This window comes from Glycocaulis alkaliphilus, from assembly GCF_004000605.1.
GTDB classification, from domain to species: Bacteria; Pseudomonadota; Alphaproteobacteria; order Caulobacterales; family Maricaulaceae; genus Glycocaulis; species Glycocaulis alkaliphilus.
Genome location: NZ_CP018911.1, coordinates 2519708 through 2542993, shown reverse-complemented (window position 1 = coordinate 2542993; position 23286 = coordinate 2519708). Strand labels below are relative to the sequence as shown.

General features: G+C 63.3%; 18 protein-coding genes. 14 read left to right on the top strand and 4 right to left on the bottom strand.

The window, feature by feature from the left end; translation table 11 throughout:
* Window positions 1-291: 291 nt before the first annotated feature.
* The 8 genes from X907_RS12135 to msrA all read left to right on the top strand — a co-directional run bounded on the left by X907_RS12135 (window position 292) and on the right by msrA (window position 10177).
* Window positions 292-2682: a TonB-dependent receptor plug domain-containing protein gene (locus tag X907_RS12135; protein ID WP_127568375.1), complete on the top strand. Its 2391-nt coding sequence runs from the start codon at window positions 292-294 to the stop codon at window positions 2680-2682.
* A gap of 115 nt (window positions 2683-2797) precedes the next feature.
* A complete protein-coding gene (locus X907_RS12130; RefSeq protein ID WP_127568373.1) occupies window positions 2798-3778 on the top strand; it encodes a P1 family peptidase in 981 nt (326 codons plus the stop codon).
* A gap of 233 nt (window positions 3779-4011) precedes the next feature.
* Window positions 4012-4284: a hypothetical protein gene (locus tag X907_RS12125; protein WP_233352349.1), complete on the top strand. Its 273-nt coding sequence runs from the start codon at window positions 4012-4014 to the stop codon at window positions 4282-4284.
* A 138-nt stretch (window positions 4285-4422) separates the two neighbouring features.
* Window positions 4423-5922, top strand: a complete 1500-nt coding sequence (locus X907_RS12120) for a L,D-transpeptidase family protein (RefSeq protein WP_127568369.1) — start codon at window positions 4423-4425, stop codon at window positions 5920-5922.
* Between the two features lie 222 nt (window positions 5923-6144).
* Window positions 6145-7152 carry an N-acetylornithine carbamoyltransferase gene (locus X907_RS12115; protein WP_127568367.1) on the top strand — a complete coding sequence of 336 codons (1008 nt, stop codon included), beginning with the start codon at window positions 6145-6147 and terminating at the stop codon, window positions 7150-7152.
* Complete coding sequence (locus X907_RS12110) at window positions 7149-8504, top strand: acetylglutamate kinase (protein ID WP_233352348.1); 1356 nt, start codon at window positions 7149-7151, stop codon at window positions 8502-8504. Before X907_RS12115 ends, X907_RS12110 begins: the two co-directional genes overlap by 4 nt.
* A gap of 4 nt (window positions 8505-8508) precedes the next feature.
* On the top strand, window positions 8509-9450 hold the full coding sequence (gene argC / locus X907_RS12105; RefSeq protein ID WP_127568365.1) for an N-acetyl-gamma-glutamyl-phosphate reductase: 942 nt from the start codon (window positions 8509-8511) through the stop codon (window positions 9448-9450).
* A 94-nt stretch (window positions 9451-9544) separates the two neighbouring features.
* The gene (gene msrA / locus X907_RS12100; protein WP_127568363.1) at window positions 9545-10177 is read left to right on the top strand and encodes a peptide-methionine (S)-S-oxide reductase MsrA; all 633 of its coding nucleotides are present in this window, start codon (window positions 9545-9547) and stop codon (window positions 10175-10177) included.
* Here msrA and X907_RS12095 read toward each other — a convergent pair.
* A complete protein-coding gene (locus X907_RS12095) occupies window positions 10171-11775 on the bottom strand; it encodes an ArnT family glycosyltransferase (RefSeq protein WP_170175548.1) in 1605 nt (534 codons plus the stop codon). The genes msrA and X907_RS12095 overlap by 7 nt on opposite strands.
* Before the next feature lie 379 nt (window positions 11776-12154).
* Here X907_RS12095 and X907_RS12090 point away from each other — a divergent pair, with 379 nt between their 5' ends.
* The 5 genes from X907_RS12090 to X907_RS12070 all read left to right on the top strand — a co-directional run bounded on the left by X907_RS12090 (window position 12155) and on the right by X907_RS12070 (window position 20888).
* Window positions 12155-15490: a TonB-dependent receptor gene (locus X907_RS12090; RefSeq protein ID WP_127568359.1), complete on the top strand. Its 3336-nt coding sequence runs from the start codon at window positions 12155-12157 to the stop codon at window positions 15488-15490.
* A gap of 254 nt (window positions 15491-15744) precedes the next feature.
* Window positions 15745-16746 (top strand): agmatine deiminase family protein, encoded by a 1002-nt coding sequence (locus X907_RS12085; RefSeq protein ID WP_127568358.1) that lies wholly within the window; start codon window positions 15745-15747, stop codon window positions 16744-16746.
* Between the two features lie 4 nt (window positions 16747-16750).
* Window positions 16751-18481 carry a serine hydrolase domain-containing protein gene (locus X907_RS12080; protein WP_127568356.1) on the top strand — a complete coding sequence of 577 codons (1731 nt, stop codon included), beginning with the start codon at window positions 16751-16753 and terminating at the stop codon, window positions 18479-18481.
* Window positions 18482-18483: 2 nt separating this feature from the next.
* Window positions 18484-19332 (top strand): N-carbamoylputrescine amidase, encoded by an 849-nt coding sequence (gene aguB, locus X907_RS12075; protein ID WP_233352347.1) that lies wholly within the window; start codon window positions 18484-18486, stop codon window positions 19330-19332.
* Window positions 19329-20888 carry a carbon-nitrogen hydrolase family protein gene (locus tag X907_RS12070; RefSeq protein ID WP_127568354.1) on the top strand — a complete coding sequence of 520 codons (1560 nt, stop codon included), beginning with the start codon at window positions 19329-19331 and terminating at the stop codon, window positions 20886-20888. Before aguB ends, X907_RS12070 begins: the two co-directional genes overlap by 4 nt.
* A gap of 18 nt (window positions 20889-20906) precedes the next feature.
* Here X907_RS12070 and X907_RS12065 read toward each other — a convergent pair whose 3' ends face one another.
* On the bottom strand, window positions 20907-21086 hold the full coding sequence (locus tag X907_RS12065; RefSeq protein ID WP_127568352.1) for a hypothetical protein: 180 nt from the start codon (window positions 21084-21086) through the stop codon (window positions 20907-20909).
* A 94-nt stretch (window positions 21087-21180) separates the two neighbouring features.
* Entirely contained in the window at window positions 21181-21825 is a 645-nt protein-coding gene (locus X907_RS12060) for a MarC family protein (protein WP_127568350.1), read from the bottom strand.
* A gap of 408 nt (window positions 21826-22233) precedes the next feature.
* On the opposite strand from X907_RS12060, the gene X907_RS12055 reads away from it, so the two are divergent.
* The gene (locus X907_RS12055) at window positions 22234-22533 is read left to right on the top strand and encodes a GIY-YIG nuclease family protein (protein ID WP_127568348.1); all 300 of its coding nucleotides are present in this window, start codon (window positions 22234-22236) and stop codon (window positions 22531-22533) included.
* 166 nt (window positions 22534-22699) lie between these two features.
* On the opposite strand, the gene X907_RS12050 is transcribed toward X907_RS12055, so the two are convergent.
* On the bottom strand, window positions 22700-23053 hold the full coding sequence (locus X907_RS12050) for a hypothetical protein (protein ID WP_127568346.1): 354 nt from the start codon (window positions 23051-23053) through the stop codon (window positions 22700-22702).
* Window positions 23054-23286: the final 233 nt, after the last annotated feature.

Genomic DNA, 23286 nt, shown 5'->3' with positions numbered 1-23286 from the left:
TCTCGTTCAGCCTGTCGATTGTGCAGTGTGGGGGCGGGAGTTTTTCGAGGGGGCGCCAGCATGCAATTAGATATTCTTCGCTCAACGCGCTCCCTTTCCGTCCATGACGGCATGTGTCGCAAAATTGTCACATCGACGGGGGCTTGGTGCCAGATTGGCTCCAACTGACTGGAAACCGTTCAAACCCAACTTAATGTTCGGACATTCTGGACGGTATAACCACCGGTTTGCTGCGCTGCAGCGTTAGCCGGGGCGCTCTTCACCGACTGATCAAAAAAGGGGATTGGACCCATGAAAACACTATTCACCAGCACCGCGATTGCCCTGGTTGCAGCCAGCGCAGGCCTCGCACAGCAGCCTGCCAGCACACCTGAAGATGTTATCGTCGTCACCGGCACGCGCTCCGAAGGGCGCACCGCCCTGCAGACCCTTGCGCCCGTCGACGTCATTTCCAACGCACAGCTGGAAGCCAATGGCTCGACCGAGCTCAATGTGGCGTTGAACTATGCCGTGCCGTCTTTCTCCTTCCCCCAGCCCTCGCTGACTGACGGCACCGACAGCGTCCGTCCGGCGACCCTGCGCGGGCTTGGTCCGGACCAGACGCTGACCCTCGTCAACGGCAAGCGCCGCCATGTCAGCGCGCTGGTCAATCTGAACGGGTCGGTGGGCCGGGGTTCGGCTGCGGTTGACCTCAACACCATCCCGACCAGCGCTATTGGCGCGGTGGAAGTGCTGCGCGACGGCGCAGCGGCACAATACGGCTCGGACGCCATTGCCGGCGTCATCAATGTGCGCCTGCGCGAAGCGCGCGAAGGCGGAGGCGCCACCTTCACCTATGGCCAGAACGTGACGACCGTGCCCCTGCTCAGCGGTGACCGTGACGAGCGTGACGGCGAAACCTTCACCGCCGCCGCCTGGGCGGGCCTGCCGCTTGGCGCCGACGGCTTCCTGACGATTTCGGGTGAGTTCCGTGACCGCAGCTCCACCAATCGCTCCGGCCCGGATCCGCGTCAGCAATACGAGCCGGCGGGTGACCCGCGCGAGGAAAGCTTTGACCGCCTCAATCACCGCTTTGGCAACCCGAATGCACGTGACATCACCCTTCTGGCCAATGCCGGTATTCCCTTTGCCAATGGCAACGAGCTTTACGGCTTTGCCAGCTACCAGAACCGCGAGGCGGACTCGGCCGGTTTCTACCGGCGTGCGCTGGATGCCCGCAACGTACTGGCCATCTATCCGGACGGCTTCCTGCCGCTGATCGCGTCGGAAGTGGAGGACTATTCGGTTGGCGGGGGGCTGCGCGCGCAGCTGGGCGAATGGTCGGCTGATGCCAGCCTGGTCTATGGCCGTAACCAGATCGACTACACGATCAGGAACACGCTGAACACGACGCTGGGCGCTGCCAGCCCGACCGAATTCTATGCCGGTCAGCTGGCCTACAGCCAGGCCGTGGCCAATTTCGACCTTGTGCGCCAGTACGCGGTGGATGCCTTCTCAGGTCCGCTCAATGTCGGTCTCGGCCTCGAAGCACGCTTTGAAAACTTCGAGATTGGTGCAGGCGAGCCGGGCTCCTACATCCAGGGCGCTTTCCCGGGCGCTCCGGGCAGCCAGGTCTTCCCCGGCTTCCAGCCCAGCAACGAGGTGGATGCCAGCCGCCAGTCCTTCAGTGCCTATATCGATCTGGAGGCTGATCTCACCGACCGCCTGACCGTCTCGGTCGCGGGCCGCTACGAGAACTATTCCGATTTCGGTGACACGCTGAATGGCCGTCTCGCCGCCCGTTTCGAACTCACCGATGCGCTGGCACTTCGCGGTTCGGTCAGCACCGGCTTCCGCGCACCGTCCCTGCACCAGTCCTTCTTCACCTCGACCGCGACGGTGTTCACCGGCGGCGTGCCGTTCGAAACCGGCACCTTCCCGGTCTCCAGCCCCGTTGCCATTGCGCTGGGCGCGACGCCGCTGGAGGCGGAGACCAGCGTGAACTACTCGCTGGGCGCTGTGTTCGCCACCGGCGGGTTTGCGCTCACCATCGATGCCTACCGCATCGAGATTGATGACCGCATCCTGCTTTCGGAAAATCTGAACTCGCCGGAGGTGCAGGCCATTCTGCCGGCCGGCGTCACCTCGGCCCGCTTCTTCCTGAACGCGGCGGACAGCACGACTGAAGGTGTGGACATCGTAGCCAGCTATGGCTGGTCGGTCGATAATATCGGCGAGTTCAACGCGACGTTCGGCTATAACTACAACACGGTCGAGTTGAGCAATATCCAGTCTACCGGCGTCCTGTCCTCGCTGACCCCGCCGCCGACAATCTTCGGGCGCCAGTCCACCTTGCGTCTGGAAGAGGGCACGCCGCGCGACAAGTTCATCCTCGGCCTCGACTGGTCGCGTGACCGGCTTGGCGGGTTTGTCCGCGCCACGCGCTTTGGTGAAACGCTTTCGCCCGGCACGGCGGCTGCCAGCGATGTGAAACTGTCCGAACAGTGGGTCATCGACCTTGAAGGCAATATCGACATCACCAGCCGCGTAAACTTCGCTCTGGGTGCCAATAACGTCTTCGATACCTACCCGGACAATGTCCCTGCCGGTCTGGACTTCAATGGCATCCTGCCCTTCTCCAGCTTCTCGCCGGCCGGCTTTAACGGCCGCTATGTCTATGGCCGCGTCCGCGTGAACTGGTAAGCTCTCCTCCCGTCACTGGACGGTTTTGCCCCCGCAAGGTCCGCCTTGCGGGGGTTTTCTTTTGTCTGCTTTAGAGATGCGGCTAGGCTGACGCCGCCGAGCAGGAGCGCGAGTAATGCACAACGACCTCACCGATATAGCCGGGCTCAGCGTCGGACAGGCCGAGGATGAGGCCGTCCGCACCGGCGTCACGCTGGTGCTGTTCGACGAACCCGCGATTGCCGCCATCGATGTGCGCGGCGGCGGCCCCGGCACACGCGAAAGCGATGTGCTGCGCCCCGGTGGGCTGGTGGAAGGCGTGGACGCCATCGTGCTGTCGGGCGGCTCTGTCTACGGGCTGGGCGCAGCCGATGCGGTATGCGCCGCGCTTGGAGCTGAGGGCCGTGGCTATGCACTGATGCCCCAGCCGGGCGTGCCGGCCTCTCCCATCGTACCGGCGGCGATCCTCTATGATCTGGCCAATGGCGGAGACAAGGGCTGGGGCGAGGAACCGCCCTATGCGCGGCTGGGCCGCGCCGCGCTTGACGATGCCCGCCGCCGCGCGCCCGTGCGCCTTGGCCGCGCCGGGGCCGGGTTTGGCGCAAGGGCTGGGGCCTTGCCCGGCGGAACCGGCTCTGCCAGCGTGAAATCGCGCGAGGGCTACACGGTCAGCGCGCTTGTGTGCGTGAACAGTTTCGGTTCGGTGACAGTGCCCGGTACGCAGCAGTACTGGGCCGCGCCGTTTGAGCGGGAGAGCGAGTTTGGCGGGCTGGGCTGCGCGCCTGCTTCGCTGGACGATCTGGAAGACTGGGGCGAGGCGAAGTTCAATCCCGGCCTGCGCGCCAACACCACGCTTGCCATCATTGCCACGGATGCGGCGCTGACACCTGATCAGGCGCGGCGGGTCGCCATCATGGCGCAGGATGGCATGGCGCGCGCGATCCGTCCGGTGCATACGCCCTTTGATGGCGATGTGGTGTTCGTGGCGTCGACCGGGCGGGCTGGCCTGCCGGATCCTGCGCCCTTGTCCCTTGCCCGGCTTGGCAATCTGGCAGCTGACTGTCTGGCGCGGGCCATTGCGCGCGGCGTCCACCATGCCCGGATGACAAAACTGTAAGGCCGGTGAATGCTGTTTACCGCAAATGGGCTGCAACCAAATGCGGCAGGCGTGCGTTTATTCCCGGCGTTGCGGACGGTGATTTCGGGGCGATACACCCTGTTATTGCTTGACGGGAAGCCAATAAGCTGTTGGCTTTCCTTCGCGGTTATTCCGCGGGGCTGCAAAAAACCGGGGCACGAATAGCGCCGCCGGCCTCCCTGATGGACAGGTCACTGATGGAGAAGTTGACGATGAAAAAGTTTGTTCTGGCTGCATTCGCTGCAAGTGCGATTCTGGCCGCCTGTGAGCAGCAGGGTCCGGCAGAAGAAGCGGGCGAAGCAATCGATGAGGCGCTGGGCACTGAAGAGCAAAGCCCGGTAGAAGAAGCGTGGGATGACACCACCGACGCTGCTGGCGATGCCTGGGATGCGACGACCGATCAGACCGAAGAATGGGCTGAAGACGCCGAAGAGGCTTGGGAAGAAGCCACCGAGGAAAGCCCGGAGGACGGCGCGCCTGAATAAGGCGGCCTCACCGGCATTCGAGAGTAACAATGGCCCCGGACCCTATATCGGTCCGGGGTTTTTGTTTGCGTGATTATTTCCCGTTCTCATCGCGGCAAGGTCTTGTTAACCTCGCCGGCACGGCCGAGGGGGCAGGAGATGGGCGCACGCGCCTTTTTCACGACGTTAGCGCTATGCGCACTGGTGTTGGCCGTCGCAGGTCCCGCGCATGCGCGCCAGGCGTGGAGCGACAGCCACATCGCCGATCTGGCCGATGCGTTGAGCGAGGCGTGGACGCACGGGCTGACATCTGGCCATTACCCTGCACCCGAAGCGGTGCTCGCCTTGAGCGCGGGGCCGGAACGCGATGCACTGGCCCGCGAGGGCTTCATGGCGCTCGCGCGCGACCTTGCGATTGGCCGGATCGATCCGCGACAGCTGGAACCGGACTGGACCGCGCCGCAGCGCAGGCTCGACCTCGACATGGCGATGGCGACAGCCCTTCGTGAGAATGCCGTGTTTGCCACGCTGGAGGGGTTCAGCCCCTCCCACCCTGACTATATGGCCTTGCGCCGCGAGCTGATCCGCCGTCATGCGCTGCTGCGTGCCCATTCACCCATAGCAGGCGGGCCGAGGCTGGGGCTTGGTGATAGTGGCGCGCGGGTGGATGCGTTGCGTGCGCGCCTGCATCAGGAAGGCTTGCTGGCGCGACTCGCGCCACCGGACACGCCGTTTGATGACATGCTGCGAACGGCGCTGATCCGCTTTCAGGCGCGGCACAATCTGGCGACGGACGGGGTCGTGGGGCCGGGTACCTTGCGGGAGCTGAATACGCCGCCGCGTCACCGGCTCGATCAGGTGCGCGCCAATCTGGAGCGCTGGCGCTGGGTGCCGCGTGATCTGGGCGAGCGCCATATCCGGGTAAACCTCGCCGACTACCGGCTGGAAGCGTGGTCAGGCGGGCAGGTGGAGCGGGTACACCGCTCCATGATCGGGCGGGGCTATAACCGCACGCCGATCTTCTCCGAGGACATGACCTTTATCGAGATCAATCCGGTCTGGTACACGCCCACCAGCCTGGGCGCGCCCTGGCTCAGGCGGTTCCAGACCAATCCGGGCTATGCGCTGGCGTCGGGCTACCGGCTGGTGGACCAGTCTACCGGCAGGGTCGTCAACCCGTCGCAGGCGGACTGGGCCAATGGCCGTTACCGCGTCATCCAGGTGCCGGGACGCGGCAATTCTATGGGGGAGGTGAAATTCATGTTCCCCAACATCCACAATATCTACATTCACGACACGCCCCATCGTGCCCTGTTTGACAATGTGCAGCGCAATGAATCCTCCGGCTGTGTACGCGTCGACGAGCCGCGCGAGCTCGCCTGGTGGGTGCTGCAGGGCGAGACGGGCTGGACGCGCGAGGCGATGGAGGAGGCCTTTGACAATGGCCGAACGCGCCGCGTCTGGCTGCGCAATCACATCCCTGTCCACATCCTCTATTTTACCGCCGTGTCGGACCGTTTCGGCCATGTCCGCTTCATCCACGACATCTATAGCCGCGACGCGGCTCTCATCGCGGCGCTGGACGCCGATGCGCGCGGGGAGAGTGCGGTGGAGGACCATGCCGAAGTCCTCACGGCCGCCGTGCAGGGCAGCCCGTGAGCGGTTCAGCCAGATACTGAACTCCCGGCCAAGCGAAGCGCGAGCCGGGGCCTCTTGCAGAACTGGCCCGAGGCCCCGGATAGCCCTGCGGGCTTCCGGGGGTTCAAACGCCAGGCGCGTGAAGGCTCAAACATTCCTCCCGCTCACACACCCGTTTGCGCAACGCAGCAATGAGCGCTAAACGCGTGAGCTTTCCAACGCCCAAGGGAGGCGCGTGAAACGATGCGGCATTTCCTGTCTACCGCTGACTGGTCGAGACAAGAACTTCAGAGCCTGATCGACCGTGCGCGCCGATACCGCGAAAGCCCGCAAGGCGATGCGCTCAAAGGCAAGTCCATCGCGCTCGTCTTCTTCAACCCGTCCCTGCGCACGCGCACCTCGTTTGACCTTGGCGCTCACCAGCTGGGCGGCCATGCCATCGTGCTCGATGCACGCGGCGGTACCTGGCCGGTCGAGTTCGAGGACGGGGCCATCATGGATGGCACGGCCGAAGAGCACGTGAAGGAGGCCGCACGCGTGCTGTCTTCTTACGTCGATCTCATCGCGATCCGCTGCTTCCCCAAGTTCGAGAACTGGACGGCCGAGCGCGAGGATCCGCTGATCATGGCGTATGCGAAATACGCCACGGTTCCTGTCATCAACATGGAAACAATCGTCCATCCCTGTCAGGAGCTGGCCCATATGATGGCCCTGCAGGACGCTATCGGCGATGTGCGCGGCAAGGAGTTTCTTCTCACCTGGGTACCGCATCCCAAGCCGCTCAACACCGCTGTGGCCAATTCCGCGCTGCTGATTGCGTCGAAGTTTGGCATGAATGTGCGCCTTCTGATCCCGGACGAGGTCTATCGCCTCGATCAGCGCTACATGGACGCGGCCGAGAAATTCTGCGGTGATGCCGGCAGCTCGCTTACCGTCACCACCGATGTGAAGGCGGCCTATAGCGGCGCGCACGCCGTGTATGCCAAGAGCTGGGGCGCGCTGCCCTTTTTCGGCCAGTGGGACGGTGAAGCGCCCCACCGCGCCAAGGGCGCAGGCTTCATGATTGACGATGCCAAGATGGCGATGACGGACAATGCGGTCGTCAGCCACTGCCTGCCCATGCGCCGTAATGTGAAGATTGCAGACTCGGTCGTGGATTCGCCCGCCTTTATCGGTATGGCGGAAGCGGAAAACCGTCTGCACGTGCAAAAGGCGATCATGGAAGCCCTCGTAAAAGGAGGGGCGGCGTGATCGATCAGGCAGCCGGTAATTCGGCAAATGAACGCGGCGGGGCCGCTGTTCCCGTACGCTCGGCCATCGTCCAGCTTCTCTCCCAGATGCGCGACGGCAAGGAGATACGCGAGTATCTGACCCGTTTCTCGCGCCTCGATCAGGAGCGTTTCGCTGTCATCAAGGTCGGCGGCGCGGTGATGGAAGAGGAGATGGAGGCGCTGTCAGCCTCGCTCGCCTTCCTGCAGACGGTGGGGCTGGCTCCCATCGTGGTGCATGGCGGCGGTCCGCAGCTCGACAAGGCGCTGGCCGAGGCGGGCATCGAGACCGTGCGCAAGCAGGGCCTGCGCGTGACCCCGCCCGAAGCGATCCCCGTGATCCGCGATACGCTGACGCGCGTGAATCTCGATCTGGTGCAGGCGATCCGCGATTGCGGCGGGCGCGCGGCGGCCATCCCCTCAGGCGTGTTTGAAGCCGAGCTGATGGATGAGGCGGAGCTTGGGCGCGTCGGCGATCCCAAGGCTGTGCGCCTTGATCTGGTTGCAGCGGCGGCGCGCGCCGGGCAGGCGCCGATCCTGGCCTGTCTTGGCGATACGGCAGACGGGCGCATGGTCAATATCAATGCCGATGCCGCCGTGCGCGCGCTCGTACACGCGCTGCAGCCCTACAAGATCGTCTTCCTGACGGGCACGGGCGCGCTTCTGGATGAAGCCGGAAAAGCCATCTCGGCCATCAACCTCGCCACCGATTTTGACGAGCTGATGGGCGCGGACTGGGTGTCGGGCGGGATGCGTCTGAAAATGGAAGAGATCAAGCGTCTGCTTGATGATCTGCCACTGTCCAGCTCGGTCTCGATCACCAGTCCGGGGGAACTCGCCAAGGAGCTGTTCACCCATGCCGGATCCGGCACACTGGTGCGCAAGGGCGAGCGCATGCTGGAGATCATGACCAAGGCCGATCTCGACCCGGCGCGTGCGGCCCCGCTGATCGAACAGGCCTTCGGGCGCAAGCTGGTGGAGGGGTATTTCGAAGCGCTGGACTTTGACCGCGCATTCGTGACCGAGAGCTACCGCGCGGCGGCCATCACCTCGCGGCTCGATGATATCATCTATCTCGACAAGTTTGCTGTGCTCGACGATGCGCGCGGCGAGGGGCTGGGCGGGGCTGTCTGGCGCAAGCTGATCGCCTATGCGCCGCGCCTTTACTGGCGCTCGCGCACCGATAATCCCGTCAATGAGTTCTACTTCGCTACCTGCCATGGCGCGGTGAAGACTGGCCACTGGACGGTGTTCTGGCGCGGAGAGGATAATCTGTCGCGCATTCCGGCGATGGTGGAGCGTATCGCGGCCCTGCCGCCGACGCTGAGGAGCTAGAGCCATGCTGACCGTCGGTCTTGTGGGTGCGCGCGGACATACCGGCAAGGAGCTCATCGCCATCCTGTCGCGCCGCAGCGATATGGAGCTGGTCTTTGCCTCCTCGCGGGCGATGGCGGGTGAGCCGGTATCCAATCTCGCGCCTGAAGCCCGCGATGGGCTGACCTTCGAGGCCATGGGGCCGCAAGACGTCGCGGCGCGCGGTGCGGACGCGGTGATACTGGCGCTGCCCAATGGCGAAGCCGCGCCCTATGTGGCGGCGATTGAAGCCGCAGCGCCGGGCACGATCCTGGTCGATCTGTCGGCCGATTACCGCTTTGACGGCAGCTGGGCTTATGGCCTGCCGGAGCTTTACGGCCGGGAGCGCCTGAAAGGCGCGGCGCGCATCTCCAATCCGGGCTGCTATGCCACGGCGGGACAGCTCTGCGTGCATCCGGTGCGTGATCTCTTGAGCGGTCCGGCGCATCTGTTTGGCGTGTCGGGCTATTCCGGCGCAGGCACCACGCCCAGCCGCAAGAACGATCTCGAGGCGCTGCGCGACAATCTCATGCCCTACAGCCTCACCGGCCACATGCATGAGCGCGAGATGAGCCGTCATCTTGCCCATGAAGTGCGCTTCTCACCCCATGTCGCTGCCTTCTTTCGGGGCATCACCCTGACCGCGCAGCTGAACTTTGCCGCGCCGGTGACGCTGGAAGCGCTGAAAAGCCGCTATGCAGAAGCCTATGGCGGCGAAAAGCTGATCCGCCTCTCTGACACCATCCCCGAAATCCGTGACGGGCAGGATATTCCGGGCGCAGTGATCGGCGGCTGGTCTGTGGGCGAGGGCGGACGCAATGCGACACTGGTCTGCGCACTCGACAATCTCCTGAAAGGCGCCGCCGTTCAGGCCGTGCAGAACCTTGCGCTGGCGGCGGGGCTGGAGGAGCTGGGCGGTATCAGCTGATCCCGCCTTGCGTGTCACAATTTCGCGTGCGGGGCTTTCCCTGACGGCAGTCTGCGTCATTTACTCACTGTCAGCTGACCGGAAGGATACCGCCATGCGCCTCCTCGCCCTTATTGCCGCAGCCTTCCTGATGGCCTGCTCGGACAGCTCTGCCGGGACAGCGCAAGAGGCTGGCGAACCCGCCGCCCTGCCGGACGGGCAGGCCCGCGCAATTCTTGCCTCGGGCTGCTTCTGGTGTACCGAGGCCGACTTTGAGCGGCTCGACGGCGTGATCGACGTGGTCTCCGGTTTTACCGGCGGGCATGTGGAGAATCCCGAGTACCGTCAGGTGGTCAATGGCAATACCGGCCATGTCGAGGCGGTCGAGATCATCTATGACCCGCAGATCGTCAGCTATGAGGCGCTGCTTCATCACTACTGGCGCAATGTCGATCCGTTCGACGGGGGCGGGCAGTTCTGCGACCGGGGGGCGGCCTATGCGCCTGCCATTTTCACGCTCGATGAGGCGCAGCGCGCCGCTGCCGAGGCCAGCGCCGCCGAAGTCGAGGCCCGCTTCGGCCAGCCGCTGGCGGTGCGTATCCGCGAGGCTGAAATCTTCTGGCCAGCGGAGGACTATCACCAGAACTATGCGGCGAATAATCCGATCCGCTATCAGCGCTACCGCTTTGGCTGCCGGCGCGATCAGCGCCTGCGCGAAATCTGGGGCAATGAGGCGGGCGGTTACTGAAGGGCCGTGTCGCGCGCCTGACGTGACAGGCGGACCGCATCCTCGAACTGGTCGGTCCTGACAACGGGCCGGTAGCCTTCTGCGATGAAGAGCTGGTAGTGGCGCTCGCGCCCGCCGCCCAGATCAATGCGGATATCGCCGGCGCGCTCCAGGCTTGCAAAGTCGAACGCCATGACCGGCACTTCCATGGGCCGCTCCGATGCGATCAGGACCGGGCCGTCATAGCCTGCAGGCAGGGCCCAGCCCTGTTCGGCGTGATTGGTGATGCCGGCATAGCGCATCCACATGAAAAATTCTGCATTGATGGCTCCGCCATAGCGTTGCATCTGGTGGAAATCATTGCGGTTATCGAAAACGAGCGTCTCGACGCCCGTGCGCTCCACAATCTCTGCCAGGGCGGTTGCGGTTTCCGGCCAGCCGCGCACGCGCTTGAACGCGTTGGCAAGGCCCACCTGCTCGGTCAGGGCCGGACTCATGGCGAGCGTGGCGAAGCTCACGCCGACAAGTGTGTGCAGCGCAACCGAGCCGATCAGTACCCAGCGCCGCCAGCGCGGACCCTGCAGCAATACGGCCACGACGATGATGGTGGCGGCGGCATAGGCGCTGGCCGCCCAGTTGGCGTGGGCGCGGCTCAAGAAGGCCTGCCCCGTCACGACCAGAATGGCGGGCACGCAGAAACAGGCCAGTATGATCAGGCGCGGGTCGGCGCTGCCCTTGCGCCACTGGCGCACCAGCACAATGAATGCTGCCACCAGCGCGACGAAGAAGGCGGGGCCAAACACGCCCATCTGGTCAATCAGGAAGGTGATGGCCTCGCCGGGATTGAACATATCCCCGCGCCAGTTGGCATTGGCCGCCGTGTGGGAGACGGTCGCAAAGTCGTTGCGCCAGTTCCAGATGAGGTTTGGTGCCATGATGAGCAGGGCCAGTGCGCCCGCCACCAGCAGGCGCGGCCGGACAAGCGCGCGGCGCGAGACCGGGTCGAGAATAGCCGCCAGCGCCAGCCCGGCCGCGAAATAGCCCATGGCGTATTTTGCCAGCATGCCAAAACCGAACCCGGCGCCCAGCAGGACAATAGCGCTCCACCCCGCCCCTTCGCGCAGGCGGACAAATCCGTAAAGCGCCAGCGCCCAGCAGGTCAGCAATACCGCATCGGTGGAAATGACCGCCGCCGACAGCCAGACCGAGGGCAGGGTGATCCAGGCAATGAAGGTCCATGCGGCTACGGCCCGGCCAAACAGCCGGTCAGCGCTGAGCGCCAGCAGCAGCGCGGTTGCGGTATGCAGCAGCGGTGCGGCGAGCCGGATCGCCCAGTCCGAATCACCGAACACAGCGGTGGTGGCAGCGATGATCCAGGCGATCAGCGGCGGTTTGGAGAAATAGCCCCAGTCCAGATCGCGCGACCACACCCAGTATTGCGTCTCGTCGGCATAGAGGCTGGAGGGATTGACGATCAGCCCGGTTATGCGCGCGGCCAGAAGCAGCAAGCCGAACAGGCCCGCCGCCAGGACCAGCCTTCGCGTTGTCAGATCGGTGAGGGAGGCTTGCAGCAGGGTCATTATTGTGTCGGGCCGGGCAGACAGTGACGTCGGGGTCATTCCTACATAAAGCCTAACCGCCACCAGCGCACCTGGCTTGCGGTTATTGCTGCAGGTGGCGATCAGGAGAGGCGTTGCGCAGAAGTCACGGTGCCTGAGATGTCGCTGCAGGAGCGGTGCAGTCCGGCATCGATCAGCGGATGTCTCAAACGCATAACCGGCGGCTCGAAATTCCCGCACAGGCTTGAATTTCCATGGCTGTCGGCCCGTTACAGCATCCGTATGCATCCTAACGGGCTGTTAATAAATCGGTAGCGTTGAAATAAAACCTTCACACTTGTGTCACCGAACCGACTCCCAGCGCTCGTAAGCGGTCCCCCGAACGCCCGTATTCCGGCGGGCTTCGCTTCATTTTGGTCGATCCAGGGGGACCTATCCCATGAAACTCTTCAAGAAGCTCGCTTATGGCGCTTCTGTGGCCGCGCTCGCCGCGATGGCCCCGGTAGCCGCCGTGCATGCCCAGCAGACCGCCTCGCAGGTGCGCGGCACTGTTGTGGATCAAACTGGCGCGCCGGTTGGCAATGCGTCGGTGACGATCATCCACATTCCGACTTCCACCGTGTCGGTTGCCTCCACCAGCGCCAACGGCAACTTTGCCGCGTCCGGCCTGCGCGTGGGTGGCCCCTACCGCATCACGGTCGACGCGCCCGGTTATGAAGGCGATCTGGTCGACAATCTGAGCCTCGCGCCGGGCGCCAACCCGCCGATCCGCGCCTCGCTGCGCCTGATTGAGAACGTCGAGACCATCGTTGTCTCCGGTACGGCCGGCCAGTCGATCAGCCTCAATAACGGTGCCGGCTCGTCCTTCAACGCCCAGGACATCCTCAACCAGCCGTCCTTCAACCGTGACCTGATCAGCACGCTGGTGCGCGATCCGCTTGCCAACTCCACCGGCGCGATCGGTAACCTGTCTGTTGCCGGTACCAACCCGCGCTTCAACGCGTTCGTGATCGACGGCATCAGCCAGTCCGACGATTTTGGTCTTAGCACGTCTACCTACGCGACCAACCGCTCGCCGCTCTCGCTCGACACGGTCGAGGCGGTCTCCGTTGTGGCAACCGATTATTCGGTGTTCACGAGCGGCTTCACCGGCGGTCTGGTGAACGTCGTTACCCGCGGCGGTACCAACGAATTCTCCGGTACGCTGTCCTACTACCGGTCAGGCGATGACTATCAGTCGAACACCGCGTTCGGCCGCTACATCCCGTCCGACGCGTTCACCGAGGAAGAATACGGCTTCACGCTGGGTGGCCCGATCATCCGTGACCGCCTGTTCTTCTTTGTGGGCTACGAAAACTTCGAAACGGCCCGTCCTGTTGCCCCGAGCAATGTTGACGCCGGTCAGGGCTACCAGCCCGGCTTCCACGAAGCGCTTCGCGGCCTGATCCAGAGCGGCCTTGGCGTTGATGTTGGCCCGCGTCCCGACGTGGCGACCATCCCGGTAACGGCTGAGCGCTACTTCGCGCGCATCGACTGGAACATCACGGACGACCACCGCCTGACCCTGTCCTACCAGGACGTTCAGGAAACGGACACCAACACCAGCAACGGCAACAATTTCAGCTCGGTCTGGTATGACACGCCGCGTCAGGTGACGGCCTACAACGCTCACCTGTATTCCAACTGGACCAGCAATTTCTCCACGACCCTGCGCATTGGCTACAAGGAAGCCAATCCCGGCCAGAACTGCCGGGGTGGTGAAGTTGGTGAGATCCGCGTCGTGCTTACGCCGGAGAACGTCGCCGGCACGCCGCTGGAAGGCCTTGTGAACATCCCCGCCGGCGGCTCGCGCACCATTCTGGGTGGCTGTGACCGTTCACGCGCCTACAACGAGTTCAGCGATGAACGCCTCGTTGTTTATGGCCAGGGTGACTATATCTGGGGCGATCACGTCATCAGCTTCGGCGGCGAGTACAACAACTACGCCTTCTACAACCTCTTCCTGCAGGACGGCCGTGGTCAGTTCAACTTCCAGGGTGCCAACGCGGTCAACGACATTGCGACGGGTACTGCCAACGTCGTGTTCCGTAGCGCTCCGTCCGGGAATGCGGTCGATGCGGCCACGTTCGTTGACTACACCACCTGGTCAGCCTTTGTTCAGGACCAGTGGCAGATGACGCCGGACCTGGAGCTGACTTTCGGTCTGCGTTATCAGCGCTTTGAAGACAATCTCGGCCTGCCGGACCGTCCTGATTTCGATCTGGCCTATGGCGCTGCCAACCGCCGCAGCCTTGACGGTCTCGACATTCTGATGCCGCGCTTCGGCTTCCGCTGGGATGCGCTGAGCCGCACCACCGTGTCAGGTGGCTTCGGTCTCTTCGCCGGTGGTGACCCCAATGTGTGGTTCGGCAATAACTACCTGCCGCAGAACTTCTCGGTGTCCGGCCTGTTCACGGGTGTTGACCCGCGCAACGTGCCGCAACCCCTTCTCGACCAGGTGGCTGCTTCTGACCTGACCACGCCGGCTCCGGTTGATGTCATCAGCCCGAGCTTCGATGTCCCGTCGACCTGGCGTGGCAACGTGACCGTTCAGCACGAGTTTGACCTTGATTTCGGTGGCTTCAATCTTGGCCGCGACTATCTGATCGAGGTTCAGGCGCTTTATGGCAGCATCCACCGTGGCTATTCTTGGCGGAATCTGGCCCAGACCGAGCGTGGACTGCCCGTAGGCGTCGCGCCTGACGGCCGTCCGGTCTACACCAATATTCTTGCCTATAACCAGCAGGCTGGCGAGAATATCCAGAACGCCATCGAGCTTTACAACGTCAATGACGGCGACAGCTGGGTCTACTCGGTTTCGCTGGCGAACGAGTTCGACAACGGCCTGGGCTTCTATGTGTCCTATGCCTACCAGGATGTGGACATGATTGCGTCCGGCGCGTCGTCTGTGTCGGTGTCGAACTTCCACAACCAGCTGTCGGTTGACCGTAACAACCAGACTGCAGGCCGTTCGGTCTTTGAAACCCGTCACTCGTTCGGCATCAACCTGTCGTATGAGGCTGAGCTCTTCGGTGATCTGCGCTCACGTTTTGACGTGTTCGGCAATATCCGCTCGGGCCAGCCGGTCAGCTACACCTTCTCGGTGAACCAGCTGAACCCGCTCTTCGGTCTGGACTCGGTCCAGTCGCCTTCAAGCACCGATCTGCTCTACATCCCGCTGGAAAGCGACCCGAACGTGGTCTACGCCCCCGGCTTCGACCAGGCGGTGTTCAACCAGTTCGTGGCGGATGCCGGTCTGACCCGTGGCCAGATCGTTGACCGTAACTCGGCCAACGCACCCTGGCAGCAGCTGTGGAACCTGCGCTTCCAGCAGGATCTGCCGTTTGCTTCCTTCGGCGTTGAGCGTTTCCGGAATAATCGTGCGACCTTCGTGATCGATATCGAGAACTTCCCGAACCTGCTCAACAATGAATGGGGCCGCAGCTACAACTCCCGCGGCGGCAATTTCGGCAACCTGCCGGTTGTGACGGCTGACCTGGTTCGTACCGGTGATCCGACCTTCCGCCGCCTGAACTCGCGTGCGTCGGCTACGCCTAGCAACGCCAATCCGGCATCGCTCGTTTACGATGCGAACTTTGATCCGGCGATCGTCTGCGCTACGGCCGGAGCTTGCCAATACCGTTACAACAGCTTCAACCCGAACCAGACGACCGGTGTTGAGAGTGTTGGTAACTCTCTCTACAAAATCCGTCTGGGCCTGCGCTACGAGTTCTAGTAGCCACGCCTCTACGGGCTTTGAGACTGGGAAGGGCGGCTCTTTTGAGCCGCCCTTTTCTTTTGAAACATCGTTGAAATCCCGGAGGCCCGCAGGGCCATCCGGGACCTGTGGCAGGATGAAGCGGAGAGAGGCCCCGGATAGCGCTTTGCGCTTCCGGGGTTTCAGTAAGAGGTCCCCCGCTTAACCCCATCGCTACGCCTGTGCAGGCATGGTATGGCAAAGCCTTTCACCGCCAGCTGTCCGGGCCACTCATGACCGCCAATCTTCACATCCCCCACGAGACCGTGCCGCAGAGCGTGATCCACACCTGCTGGCCCGCGGACGGCGATCTGTGGGAGGAAAACCTCGCCCCCGCCCGCGCCGAATTTGCCAGCTTTGTCAGCCATCTGGTGCGCGGCGGCCAGGCCGTCGCCGTGCATGCGGCCAATGAGGAAACGGCCCGCGATGTCCGCGCCCGTCTGGGGCAGACCGTCGAGGTGGTGCGCAATCCTTACGGCGATGTCTGGGTGCGTGATACCGGGCCAGTGTTCGCGGTGTCGAACGGCCAGCTGAAGGCAGTGCGTTTCCGCTTCAATGGCTGGGGCGGCAAGTATGAGCTCGATGGCGACCAGCAGATCGGTCTTGCCGTCGCCGCGCTGGCGGGAGCCACGCTGAAAGAGATCGATCTGGTGTGCGAGGGCGGCGCGCTGGAGTTTGATGGCGAGGGCACGCTTCTCACCACGCGCCAGTGCCTGCTGAACGCTAACCGCAATCCGGGTCTTGGCGAAGCGCAGGTGGAGGACCGCCTCAAAGAGGCGCTGGGGATCAGCACCGTCATCTGGCTCGATGAAGGCCTCATTGGCGATCATACAGACGGTCATGTCGACAATATCGCCCGCTTCATCGCGCCCGGCATCGTCGCCTGCCAGAGCGCCAGCGGCAGCGATGACCCCAATGCAAAAATCTTTGATGCCATCGCCCGGCAGCTGGAAAGCGCAGCCGATGCGAAGGGGCGCAAGCTGAAAGTGGTGCGCATTCCCTCGCCGGGGCGGGTTGTGGACGAGGAGGGCGAGCCAAAGGCCGCCTCTCACATGAACTGGGTGATTTCGCCGAAAACCGTTGTAGTTCCATCGTTTAACACGCACGCCGATGCGGCGTTAGAGGTTTTGAAACCTTACTTTGCGTTGCACACTCTTGCGGCCAGCCCGTCTTCGCATATCCTGTCTGGCGGCGGGTCCTTTCATTGTGTGACGTGCAACCAGCCGCGGGTCTGATCCCATGCGCTATACGGCCTATGCTTTTGCCGCGCTTGCCATGGCGGCCGCATCCAGTGCGGCGCCGCCTGTGCCGTACTTGCGTGCGCTGACGGCCAGCGCACTCGCATCTGCCGATGATGCACCGTCCTCTGAAGCCAGCCTGACCATGGAGCAGGCCGACGCGCTGATCGCCGCTGCCGAGGCGCGGCGCGAGGCTGCAGGCGTGTCTGAAATGCGCGATGGCGGCGAGGCAGTCTATGTCCTGGCCGATGCCGGCGCAGCGGCAGGCATGGGGCTGGACGCCGCGCCTGTGCTGCCGGAACGTCACCTGCCAGAACGCCGCCCCGGCGCGGACGAGGCCGGGGCTGCACAGACCGAGGGCGAAACCATCTACCGTATCGCGCCGGTGTCGGGCGTGGAGGCAGAGGCCCCATTCATCGCCAGCGCGCCGGAGCTGGACGCGGAAGCGGCGCTGGCCGAAGCTGCGGCCATCGCGGAATCGCTCGACATGGCCTATGTCAACGACGGCTACACGGTGCCGGTGGCGGTGCCCGCCGATGGCGGCCAGTTCGTCTGGGAGATCACGCCTGAGCGTCTCTTGCCGACCCTGGTGGATGAGGCCGAGACGCTGGCCCAGATCAGCAATCCGCGCGAACCGCGCGTCTCGCTCTATTCCAACCTTGCCTATCTGGACGATGTGATCGTGCGGCTCAATCAGGCGGCCAGTTCACGGCGCGTGGTCGGTCTGGCTGTCGCCATTATCGAGCAGGGCCGCCCGGCGCTTATCTATACCTCTGGCGAGACAGCGGCCGGGTCGGGTGAGCCCATCACGCCGCGCACCGTGTTCCGTGCCGCCTCGCTGACCAAGACGATGACCGGCGTATTGCTGGCCCATCTTGAGCATGAGGGCCGCATCCGGCTGGATGATCCGGCACCGGAGACGATCCGCGTCAACAATTCCCGCCAGCCGACCGTGCTGGATCTGGTGTCGCACCGCACCGGCCTGCCACGCAACGCCTATGACAACCGGCTGGAGGAGGGGCGCACCATCGACTCCATCCTCACCGACACGGCCCTGCTGGATCCGGTCTGCGCTGTTGGCGAGTGCTACACCTATCAGAACATTGTGTTTTCAGGCGCCGCCGAAGTGGTGCGCTCGGCGACGGGCTCCAGCTATGAGCGCAATGTGCGCCGCCGGCTGTTTGACCGCTACGGCATGACGACGGCCGGTTTTACCGAACGCGACCTGACGCGCTCTGCCAGCTGGGCCCGGCCCCATCGTGGCTGGGCACGCCGTACGGACACGGCCGGCAGCCCGGCCAGCAATTATGATGCGGTGGCGCCGGCTGCGGCGGCTGTCGTATCGCTGGAAGACCTGATGGCCTGGGCACAGGCGCATATCTCGGAGACGGGCGGTATACCGGCCGAAATCCGCGAGCGCATTTTCACGCCTTACGTGGCCACCCCGCGGGAAACCCAAGGCCTGAACCGGCGCTTCCCGGGGCGGGTGCAGGAGACCCATTACGGGCTGGGCTGGCGCATTTACCGCTGGGGGGACCGCACCCTCATCGCCCATTCGGGCTATTTGTCGGGCTATGGCGCGCAGATAGTCATGGAACCGGCGACCGGATTTGCCTACATAGCGCTGTGGAATGCCGATGCCAGCGCCCCGTGGCGGCTCTGGCCGACGGTGATGGATCTGCGCACGGGCGACGGGCCGGGCGACTGGCTCGACCAGCTTAACGAGGACTGATCTTGACCAACGAGACGATTACGCTGGGCGTGCTGCAAGGCGCGTTCGGTGAAGACATGCATGCCAACATCGAAACGGTGAAGGGCCTCGTGCGCGAGGCGGCGGGCAAGGGCGCGCAAGTGATCCTGCCGCCCGAACTCTTTCAGGGGCCGTATTTCTGCACCAGCCAGGAAGAGCGCTGGTTTGGCACCGCCTTTCCCGCGCTGGAGCATCCGTGCGTGACCGCGCTGCAGCCGCTGGCTGCCGAGCTGGGGGTAGTGATCCCGGTGTCCATCTTCGAGCGCGACGGTCCGCGCTACTATAACTCCATGGTCATGCTGGATGCGGACGGCAAGGCGCTCGGCACCTACCGCAAGAGCCATATCCCCGACGGTCCCGGCTATCAGGAGAAGTATTATTTCCGTCCCGGCGATACCGGCTTCAAGGTGTGGAATACCCGCCATGGCCGCGTCGGCGTTGGCATTTGCTGGGACCAGTGGTTCCCCGAAACCGCGCGTGCCATGGCGCTTCTGGGCGCCGAAGTCTTGCTCTACCCCACCGCCATCGGGTCTGAGCCCCATGATGACAGCCTGGACACGGCGGCGCGCTGGCGCCGGGCCATGCAGGGCCATGCCGTCTCCAACGTGATGCCCATCGCCGCAGCGAACCGGGTGGGCGACGAGAACGGCCAGGTCTTCTACGGGACCAGCTTTATCTGCGATCATACCGGCGAGGTGGTGTCCGAGCTGGACCGGACGGAACAAGGTGTAGCGGTTGCGCGTTTCGACCGTGCCTTCCTTGACCGTCACCGCGCCGCCTGGGGCTTTTTCCGGGATCGGCGCACCGATCTATACGGACCCCATTTTTCATGACCGATACCCGCCGCAGCGCGAAACTGACCGTACGTAATGCCACGCTGGCCGATGTGCCGGAGATTCTGGCGCTTCAGGACCGGGCCTATCCCAACCTGCCGCCAGACCTGCCCGGCATGATACGCGGCCAGATACAGGCCTTTCCCGAAGGCCAGTTTCTCGTGGAATATGAAGGCGATGTGGTCGGCTGGTGTGCGACCTTCATCATCAGCGAAGAGCTGGCGATGAGCCCGCATACATGGGCGGAGATCACCGGCAATGGCTATGCGGCGCGCCATGACGAGGATGGAGAATGGCTCTACGGCATGGAGGTGGCGGTTGATCCGACACGCCGCCGTCTGCGCATTGGCCAGCGCCTCTACAATGCCAGAAAACAGCTCTGCCAGGCCTGGGGGCTGAAGGGCGTTGTCTTTGGCGGGCGGCTGCCCGGCTATAAGCGCCGCCGCAAGGCCTACCCCACGCCGGAAGAGTATCTGGCCGCCATCGAGGCTCGCGAGGTGAAGGATTCGGTCTCCAACTTCCAGATGCGCATGGGCTTTGAGCCGGTGGGCGTTCTGAAGAACTACTACCCCGAAGATACTGATTCTCTTGGCCATGCCTCGCTGATGGTGTGGCGTAATCCCAAATTCGTTGAAGCGCCGTCCGGCGGCAAACGCCCAGACCCGCAGACCGTGCGCGTGGCGGCTGTCCAGTTCATGGCCCGCGCGGTTGAAAGCACGCGCGAGTTCGAGCGCAATGTGGAATATTTCGTCGATGTCTGTTCGGATTACCGGGCCGATTTCTGCGTCTTCCCGGAAATGTTCACCGTGGCGCTGCTATCGCTCGAAAAACGGCGCCTCTCGCCGCAGGAATCCATCGCCGCCCTGTCGCGCCATACGCCGCGCTTCCTGGAGTTCATGAGCCAGCTGGCTGTGCGCTACAACATTAATATCGTTGGCGGTTCTCACCCGACAGAGACCGATGATGGCGAGATCCAGAACGTCGCTTACGTCTTCCTGCGCGATGGCTCGGTGCACGCGCAGGAGAAGATCCACCCGACGCCGAACGAGCGCTTCTGGTGGAATATCAAGGGCGGCGATTTCGTCCACGCCATCCCGACAGACTGCGGGCCGATTGGCGTACTCATCTGTTATGACAGCGAATTTCCAGAGCTGGCCCGCCGCCTGGCCGATGAGGGCGCGCGCATATTGTTCGTGCCTTACGCCACCGATGACCGTACCGGCCATTTGCGGGTGCGCTATTGCTCGCAGGCGCGCGCCATCGAGAACCAGTTTTACGTAGTCACAGCAGGCAATGTCGGCAATCTGCCGGACGTTGAAAACATGGATGTCAACTACGCCCAGAGCGCCATTCTGACGCCGTGCGACTTTCCGTTTGCGCGCGATGGCATCGCGGCGGAAACTTCTGAAAATGTTGAGACAATCGCGGTGGCCGATCTGCGCCTCGATGATCTGGCCGAGAGCCGGCGCTCCGGCACGGTGCGCAATCTGCGCGACCGGCGCTTTGATCTATACCGCATTGTGTGGAATGACGGGCCCGGTTCAGGGCGCAGCTAACACGCTGTTATCAAAAACCTATTCGCGCCGCGCGGCCGGGATCAGAAGGGCGATGGCCAGTGCCGCGCCCGCGCTCGGCCAGGTAAAGGCAATGGCCTGATCCACCATGCCGCTGGCAAGGCTCATCCCTCCGGCCCCGAGGCCGAGAGCCAGCACGCCTGCAAAGGCGATCCAGAGCATGATGCGAAACCGTGTCATGGCGCTTTTTCTCCTGCACCCTGAAGGCAGGATAATGGCAGAAACTGGCTAAATTTCAGTGAGCGCAGCGTTTACGCTGCATTGACCATAAACGTCAGCCCAGCAAGGCGCCTGCGATCCCGTCAAAGATGAACTGGGCGGCCAGAGCGGCCAGGATCACCCCGAGGATACGCGTGATCATCGCCGCGACTGTATCCCCCATCACGCGCATGAGCGGACCGGCGGCCAGAAACAGCACCAGACACACGATGAGATTGGCCGCCATCGCCGCCAGAACGACGCCTTGCGTTGCCCAGTCCCCGCCAGAGCCGGACATGTAGAGCATGATGGAGGCAATCGCGCCGGGGCCCGCCAGCATGGGGATAGCCATGGGGAAAACGGAGATATCCTCCGGCGCGTGCTCGCCCTCGCCGTGCAGTTTTCCGGCCCGGTCCTCGCGCCGCTCGGTGCGCTTTTCAAAGATCATGTCGAGCGCCAGCAGGAAGAGCAGCACGCCGCCCGCCGCGCGGAACGCATCAAGGCTCACCCCCAGCGCGGAGAGCAGCCATTCCCCGCCATAGGCAAAGCCCAGCAGGATGATGGTGGCGATCAGAACCGATTTGATGGCCATCTTGCGCCGGTGCGCCGCGCTGGTGCCTTGGGTCAGCCCTGCAAAGATCGGCATCACGCCGATCGGATCGATCACCACGAAAAACGTGACGAAGGCGGCAGAGAGAAGGGCAAGATCGATAGCGGGCATGACACACCTGTCCATGGGGGATAGGGGGGCGGATAACACCCCTTTTTGCGTCTGGCGAGAGGGGGCAGGCCCTCTATCCCCGTTTTAAGGGGTTTTCAGGCCCGAAATGAGGGGTGCGCACACCCCGATTCCACGGTTCCAGGGCCCCGATTCCACCGTGTTGCACCAAAGCCACAAGGAGGATAGATGCCCGCCGGCGGGACTTATCCCCCTATTCGTGCGAAAAGGGGGGATAGGGGTGGAAAAATCTGGGTCCCCCGTCGAGGCGGGGGACTCCGGTGGAGAGGTCAACGCTCTCACTGGCAGGCAATCTTGGATCAGAGAAGCTAACATCTCCGGGGTCTCCCGCCCCGACGGGAGACCCAGAAAAAGGTTGAACGGCGCGCGAAGGCCAATCAGCATTGGCGCATGTCGGCCTACATCTACATCCTCGCCTCAAAGCGCAACGGCACGCTTTACGTTGGCTCCTGTGCCAATCCGGCAGAGCGCATCGCCCAGCACCGCATGGGCAAGGGGTCGGAGTTTGTCTGGAAGTACAAGGTGTTCGACCTTGTCTATCTGGAGCATTGCGGCACCACGCATGATGCCATTGCCCGCGAGCGGCAGGTCAAGCACTGGAACCGGGCGTGGAAGATTGCGCTGATCGAGCAGCACAATCCCGAATGGCGCGACCTCTACCCGGAGCTCAATAATCTGATGGTGTTCTGAAATCTGGGTCCCCCGTTCCCCGTTTTCACGGGGACAGGCGGGGCGGGGGACCCCGGCGGAGAGGTCAACGCTTTCACCGGCAGGCAATCTAGAAGCAATGAAGCCAATATCTCCGGGGTCTCCCGCACCGACGGGAGACCCAGAAAGCCGCTATCAACAACTCAGATCAGGTGATTGCCCGCATGCCCCAGAACCACAGCGGAATCGCGAGGGCCAGAGCGAAGCTGTCAGCCCAGATGAAGCTGTACGGCATTCCCGCAAGCATCGCCCAGACGAAGGCTATCGCGTTGAATGACAATAAGGCGATGGGTACGCTGAAAACCGCTACCAGAAAAAGCCCTGTCGTCGGATGCCTGATCAGAGGCAGCTGGACAAACAGCGTTATGAGTATGGTCAGAAATATCGCTGCGATGGTGAGCACGCCGCGATACCCGAACGCCAGAACTACGATCAGGGTGAAGGGGATCGTGTGAAATGCTGCGGTGGCGACATTTGACAAGATGCTGACAGGCATACTCATTTTTTGATGCGGCCCTCCGGTTCAGCGACAACGGAACAGATCTCTGGGTCTCCCGTCGGGGCGGGAGACCCCGGTTTTCCAATGTTCGCCGGTATCTCTGTCTCTGCAAGCGATGTGAAAACCTTCCCACCGGGGTCTCCCGCTCTGACGGGAGACCCAGAAAAAAGGTTGCCATCTACGCGCCTTTTTCCGGCGTTCGGCTGACCCGTTTCGGAGAAACAAAAAAATGGATC